General features: G+C 41.6%; 6 protein-coding genes. 5 read left to right on the top strand and 1 reads right to left on the bottom strand.

The features are described 5' to 3' along the window. Nucleotides 1-309 precede the first annotated feature (309 nt). Nucleotides 310-654 (bottom strand): transposase, encoded by a 345-nt coding sequence (locus MRX98_RS21355; RefSeq protein WP_343217784.1) that lies wholly within the window; start codon nucleotides 652-654, stop codon nucleotides 310-312. Nucleotides 655-900: 246 nt separating this feature from the next. Between MRX98_RS21355 and MRX98_RS21350 the strand changes: the two genes are divergently transcribed. Genes MRX98_RS21350 through MRX98_RS21330 form a run of 5 tightly spaced genes read left to right on the top strand, consistent with a single transcriptional unit; the run spans nucleotide 901 to nucleotide 6,289 of the window. Beyond that, nucleotides 901-2,040 (top strand): glycosyltransferase family 4 protein, encoded by a 1,140-nt coding sequence (locus MRX98_RS21350; RefSeq protein ID WP_246915040.1) that lies wholly within the window; start codon nucleotides 901-903, stop codon nucleotides 2,038-2,040. 29 nt (nucleotides 2,041-2,069) lie between these two features. After that, the gene (locus MRX98_RS21345) at nucleotides 2,070-3,185 is read left to right on the top strand and encodes a glycosyltransferase (protein ID WP_246915037.1); all 1,116 of its coding nucleotides are present in this window, start codon (nucleotides 2,070-2,072) and stop codon (nucleotides 3,183-3,185) included. Continuing rightward, nucleotides 3,175-4,509, top strand: a complete 1,335-nt coding sequence (locus MRX98_RS21340) for a phenylacetate--CoA ligase family protein (protein WP_246915034.1) — start codon at nucleotides 3,175-3,177, stop codon at nucleotides 4,507-4,509. The genes MRX98_RS21345 and MRX98_RS21340 overlap by 11 nt, the downstream gene beginning before the upstream one ends. Nucleotides 4,510-4,512: 3 nt before the next feature. Continuing rightward, the gene (locus MRX98_RS21335; protein ID WP_246915030.1) at nucleotides 4,513-5,682 is read left to right on the top strand and encodes a polysaccharide deacetylase family protein; all 1,170 of its coding nucleotides are present in this window, start codon (nucleotides 4,513-4,515) and stop codon (nucleotides 5,680-5,682) included. Nucleotides 5,683-5,713: 31 nt separating this feature from the next. Next, the gene (locus MRX98_RS21330; RefSeq protein ID WP_246915027.1) at nucleotides 5,714-6,289 is read left to right on the top strand and encodes an acyltransferase; all 576 of its coding nucleotides are present in this window, start codon (nucleotides 5,714-5,716) and stop codon (nucleotides 6,287-6,289) included. Nucleotides 6,290-6,537: the final 248 nt, after the last annotated feature.

The raw sequence follows: 6,537 nt of genomic DNA, 5'->3' as shown, positions 1-6,537 counted from the left end.
CACCGTGGCGATGACGCGCTGCTTGACCTTGCCTTTTTCTTTGCGGTTTTCAACGATTTGAAGGTACTGGTATTTGCCGGATTTTTTAACGCGTGCGAACACCGGGAGCCTCCAAAGCCAAGGACACTCCCTCAATGCCTGCTGTTGTGATCAAATTTGTCAATGGTTCCATCGGTAATCTGTGGCACTACCTTTTGGGGGTCGAAATCAGGCCTGGTTGTTTAAAATCATGACCTTACGCCGATTTTCGGCGTGCGTTTTTAGAACAACTGTCGAACTTATTCATGAACAGCGCATCGATGCTGATTTTTATGATGGTGGTAGACTAGGCCCGGGACCGGACATCCAACAGAGCGGCCAGGCCGAAGTACTGTTCCACGATGTATCGTTTTTTGAGATGGACTTATTGCGGGCAATTTCAGTATCGGTTAGCACTGCGTTTATGTTGTTTTTGCGCATGATGCCATTGGCGATTTCATTCATCGAATGGAAGTTTCGATTCGGAGCGCCCGCATACGCCTTGTCAGCATAAACCAGCTCAATCTTTTCGGTGGTGTGAATGCTGTAGATGGTGGCATAGGGCAGATAGTTCGAGCCACTGTGTGAGGCCGGTGTGATGTTGGTGGACATAATCAGTCCGTTTTCGACATCCACCGCGATGTGCTATTTTAACCCGTAGTGAGGCACATCGTTTTTAATGGTCCAGTCCGATTCCAAATCACAGGAGAATTTTTTGGGTTTGACGTTTTCATCCATATTGCTGGAATGGGAGGGTAGTCTTGCAAAGGGCTTGAGCCCATAAGGATGAACCGCTCGGATCCGTCGGCGACCATTGCAATGGCAATCTGGTCACAGGAACATGCGCTTTTTTATGAAGTATAGAGATTAGAGACGAATCAAATGTCTCCACGTCCAAAAGTATTTATATGCATCGCAACAAACGAAATTGGTGGGCCTGGGAAAGGTTTACTACAATTTTTGCGCTGTGGTGGTTTGGAGGTATGTGACACCGTCATTGTTGGATTTTCCGTCAACGATATTAAGAGTGAGTTCGATTTAATTATTGAAAATGTTGATGTGCCATTTAAACTTCTAAAACAAAGGGTAATTTATGATCCTTTACTTTTGCCGCAAGCATATACAATCTTTAAATCGAACAGTTTAAATATACTGCAGTCCCACGGATATAAAAGTCATGTGATATGTTTATTTCTCAAAGTTCTTACAGGTAATCCATGGGTGGCCTTTTTTCATGGCTGGGTTTCTGGTGGAAAAAAAATTAAATTTTATAATTACTTAGAAAAGTATTTACTGAAATTTGCTGACAAAGTTGTTGCCGTTTCTGAGGGTATGGTCAATGGGTTGAATACTGTCTGGATTGGTAAAGAGAAAATCAATATTATTTATAATGCGGTAGACCCTAATGAATATTCCTCATATGCGCCAACTATCAAAATTCGTGAACAATATAGGATCAATAATGCGGCGCCATTGGTTGCGGTAGTTGGAAGATTTAGTCCCGAAAAAGGCCATCGATATTTTGTGGAGGCGCTTCCTAAAATACTTAAAGTATTTCCAGGTTTGAAGACATTGTTTATAGGTGATGGACCGTTAAAAAAGGAACTTCAGCAGCAGATCAATCAGGCTGGATTGAAATCAAAGGTGATTTTCACCGGATATCAGTCCAATGTTCAAGACTTCTTTCGGGAGATTGATCTAATTGTATTGCCATCTTTGAGTGAAGGGATGCCGAATGTTGCTCTTGAGGCGATGCTGTTTCAAAAACCGGTTGTGGCAACGCGTGTTGGTGGCGTGCCTGAAGTAGTGCTAGATGGAGAAACCGGAATTCTTGTCGATCCGAAGAACTCGGAGCAACTGGCTGAAGCTGCAATTAGATTATTTAAAAATCGAAAAACACTTCATGAATTCGGTATGGCTGGAAAATGTAGGGTCCTCAAGGAGTTTAGTTCTGAAGAACGGATCAAAAAAATAGCTAGATTATATAATGAAGTATTGAGAAATAATCCAAAATCGCGGTAGATGAACAAGAATAAATATGGTGGCAAGCGATGAAGAGTAGCCATGCTATGCAGTTGATCAATGTGCTTGACTTTGGTGGAGCGGAAAGCTTGGCTCTTAATATCTCCATGTATTTAAATAAATTAGGAAAATGTCAAACATCCGTTTGTGGCCTCTTCGGTGGTGAAGGCCCGCTGGTAGGACATGCTGAAAAAAATGAGGTCAAGGTTTATTTTTTTAAGTCGGATGATGGAAACCGATTGAAGGTTATGTGGAATTTATATCGACTGCTCAAAGAGCAGAATGTTACGGTGGTTCAGGTTCATGGCTCATATTTACTCCAGTACGCTGCCTTCCCCGCTAAGCTTGCTGGAGTCAGGCTAATATATACCGAACATGCCAAATACTCATTGTGTAAATCCAGGAAGTTAAGGCGTAATGCCCGTTACTTTAGCCTGCTGGTAGATAAGGTTGTCTGTGTATCGAATGATTTAAAAAATTTTTTGATAAATGATATTGGTGTCAATCCTTATCGAGTTGAAGTAGTTCACAACGGGGTAAATTTGTCTGCCTTCCAACCAAAAAAAATTAAAACAGAAAACAGATCAGATCAGGATAAATTGATAATTGGAACTGTTGCCAGGTTATCCGATCCTAAAGATCACACCAATCTTTTGCACGCCTTTTCCCAGGTTGTTAAAATAAGGCCGAATTTGCAGCTTATATTGGTTGGCGATGGGGAATTGCGTCCCAATATTGAAAACATGATTCAGGAACTGAACATTTGGCCGCATGTTAAAATGCTTGGCCGTCGCAGCGATATACCGGATTTGTTGGCGAGCATGGATCTTTTTGTCTTGGCGTCTAAAAGAGAGGGGTTTCCGATCGCCTTACTGGAGGCCATGGCTTGTGGTAAACCCGTTATTGCGACAGATGTTGGTGGTGTCAAAGAAATCATTTCTAACTGCGAGGATGGCATTATCGTTCAGTCGGAGAGCAGCGAGGCTCTTGCGGGAGCTATATTGAAACTATCCGATGATAAGGCGCTAAGAGATTCGATTGCGGCGCGAGGGTATGAAAAAGTTCAATCAAACTTCAGTGAACAAGCTATGATGGAAAAATACATGAAACTGTTGATACCTTCCGGAGAATATCATGAAAGCTAAAATTCGCAGGGCATTGCTCAAATTGCGTGGGTCCAAACGCTATGATTATTTCGATGAATATGAACGCCTGCAGTGGCAGCCTATTATGGAAAATGAAAAATATCAGTTCTTCAGATTGAAGCAGCTGCTTAATCATGCTTATGAAACCGTCCCCTATTATAGAGATATTTTCCGCAGTTTGGATATGCGTCCGGATGACATCAGGACCAAAGCTGATATCTCAAGATTGCCGGTACTTACCAAGAATATTATTAAAACCAACAAAAGTGGTCTGACCTCCAAAGCTTTTAAAGCGGACGAACTAATTACCCTCTCCAGCGGAGGTTCTACCGGTGAACCGTTGAAATTTTTTACCCATCACAATTTTTTTGAGGAACATAACGCCACCTTTATGCTCTCTTTAAAGATTGCCGGTTGGAAAGAAAACGAACGATTAATTTCAATATGGGGAAACCCGAATGATGGCCGAATAAAGCCGGGATTGAAGACATTTTTGAAAAATGTTCTTTCGGCAAACTTGCACTTGAATGCTTACAAGTATGATTCTTCCACTATCAGGGATTGGATTGAGCACATTCAGGCAAAAAATAATACATTTATCTATGGCTACACATCTGTCGTGCAGAATGTTGCCGAACATATTATCGATAAAAATATCCACATTTCAAATGTTAAAGGGGTGATGACATCGGCCGAAAAGCTCCACGATTGGCAAAGAATCCTTATCCAAAAAGCCTTTAATTGCAAAGTATACGACCAGTACGGAAGTAGAGAAGTTCCCGGTATCGCATCGGAATGTCCTGCCGGTAATATGCATCAGTTTTTACACTCCGCTTATGTTGAGTATCTGCCTGTGCTTGATCATCCGGAAAACCGCTGCAAATTGATTGTGACATCTCTTATTAATAAGGCAATGCCTTTTATCCGCTACGAAATAGGCGATTATGCTGTACCAGGATCAAGAATATGCCCCTGTGGTAGAGGATACCCGTTGATGGAAATGAAGATCGGCAGAATCGCTGACAGATTTATCACTTCAAAAGGGAAGACAATCTACGGCACATTTTTCGTCAGGCAGATGTACGATATCGAGGGGGTCAAAAATTTTCAGTTTCACCAGTTAGATACTCATTCGATCCGTCTCAACATGATAAAAAGCCACAACTTTAGTGAGATCGACATTCATAAAATCTCGCAGATTGAGAGTAATATCAAACAGGCGCTTGGATGGGACGACTTGTCGTTAGATGTGCAATATGTTGATGAAATACCAAAAACCATCGGCGGTAAACATAGGCACATAATCTCTGATGTTACTGGATAGTGAATGATCAATTTACCAACCATCATGTATCATTCGGTTGGCGTTCCAGACGCTGATTGGATTTGGAATCATCTGACTATTCCATTTGATTTGTTTGAAGACCATATTCGGTGGCTTAGAAAGTATAATTTTAATGCGATAGATTTTTCAGAGTATTATCGCTTTTTGCATTGCGGTGACCCGTTACCACCCAATCCTGTTTTTTTAAATTTTGATGATGGTTATCTTGATAATTGGGTTTTTGCCTATCCAATCCTGAAGAAATATGGCTTTAAGGGTACCATTTTTATTAACCCTGAATTTGTCCAGCCACATCAAGTCCGACGTCCTACTTTGGAACAGGTTTGGAAAGGTGAATTGTCGCATCAAGAGCTTCAAACCCATGGTTTTTTAAATTGGGAAGAGATGCGCAAGATGGAAGCGGATGGCGTGATGGACATACAGTCACATGCCATGACCCATACATGGTATTTCGCCGAACCCGAAATTGTAGATTTTCGGCACCCAGGAGACGGCTATGTATGGATGGACTGGAATGAGAGGCCCGATATGAAATGGTGTTATTTAAACCAGGATATTTACAAGCCATTTCTTCGGTTTGGCGGCCCGGTTTACCGACACGGGAAATCCTTGGAGGTAAGGCGTTTTTATCCTGAATCAATAATTGCGAAACAACTGGAAAATTTTGTTGCGGAGCAGGGACTTGGATTCTTCGATTTACATAATTGGAGAAATGTCCTACGCATGGAAGCACATAAAGTGCTATCAAAACTGCGAACAGAGGGGCGATATGAGACCGATTCTGAGCGCCGCGACAGATTGCATTGGGAACTTGGGGAATCAAAAAAGATTATTGAATCGAAATTGTCAAAACAGGTATCTTTCTTGTGTTGGCCTGGTGGTGGATATGATCCGGAAGCTATAGAAATATCAAAAGAATATTATCTTGGTTCCACGGTGGCTTCTCGTGATAAAACCGGGTCAATATCTCGGTCCGTAGATGGTTATGTGAGAATTGAGCGCATCGGCTGCCCTTATATAGAAATAAACGGCAAGGTGCGCTACACTGATGGTAGATATTTGTATCACTATATTAAAGAATATCAGGGAATAAAAGTGCATAGAACTATCAGAAGAGGGTTAAAGCTCCTGAAGGTTTTAGGGTTCATCTGATTAGGACTTTATTCATTCACATCTGGAGAATATGAAAAGGTACCTGCAAAAAATAGTACTTGGAGGTTGCATTATCCTCACAATGCCGTTATCGGTTTTGTTTAGAATATCAAAATCCAAAAAGCTGTTTGCCGGTCAGGCGCAATTGATGGCTTTGGTGCCGGGCACAATTGGAAGTTATTTGCGAGTCGCCTATTATTGTATGACCCTTGAAGCTTGCTCATCAAAAGGATACATTGGGTTCGGAACTTTCATTGCGCACCCGGAAACTGAATTAGGCCGAGGTTATTATATTGGTGCCTTTACTATTATTGGCACGGCAAAAATTGGAGATCATGCGACCATTGCAAGCCACGTTTCGATTTTGAGCGGAAATAGCCAGCATGGTTTTAAACAAATAGGAAAGCCGATCCAAGAACAGACCGGCGTTTACCGTAAGATTACCATTGGTGCAAATTGCTGGATCGGCAATGGAGCCATTATCATGGATGACCTCGGCATCCAGAATGTCATTGCTGCTGGTAGTGTTGTGACAAAAAAGACAGAAGATTATGTTGTTGTGGCTGGTAATCCGGCAAAAGAGATTAAAAAAATATACGCAAAGTAAAACTGGACGCTAAGAGCTTAAACCAACACATAGGTCTATATTTGCAATCAGTACATGCAGGTATTCCGGCAAAGAAGTACGAAATAGTATCTTTTATTGAGTGCTCTCAATTTAGCAGGTTCGTCCGTCAATTCGTCATAAGTAGTCAGAGCAAAGTCTTTGGTAGTTGGTTAAATCCCAGAGGGGATTCTATCAATTAGCATCCCTGGCAAGGCATTAAAATATCATTCCTATATGTGATCATATTT

This window comes from Desulfatitalea alkaliphila (assembly GCF_022968795.1).
Taxonomy (GTDB): domain Bacteria; phylum Desulfobacterota; class Desulfobacteria; order Desulfobacterales; family Desulfosarcinaceae; genus Desulfatitalea; species Desulfatitalea alkaliphila.
This window is presented reverse-complemented; position numbering and strand designations above follow the sequence as displayed.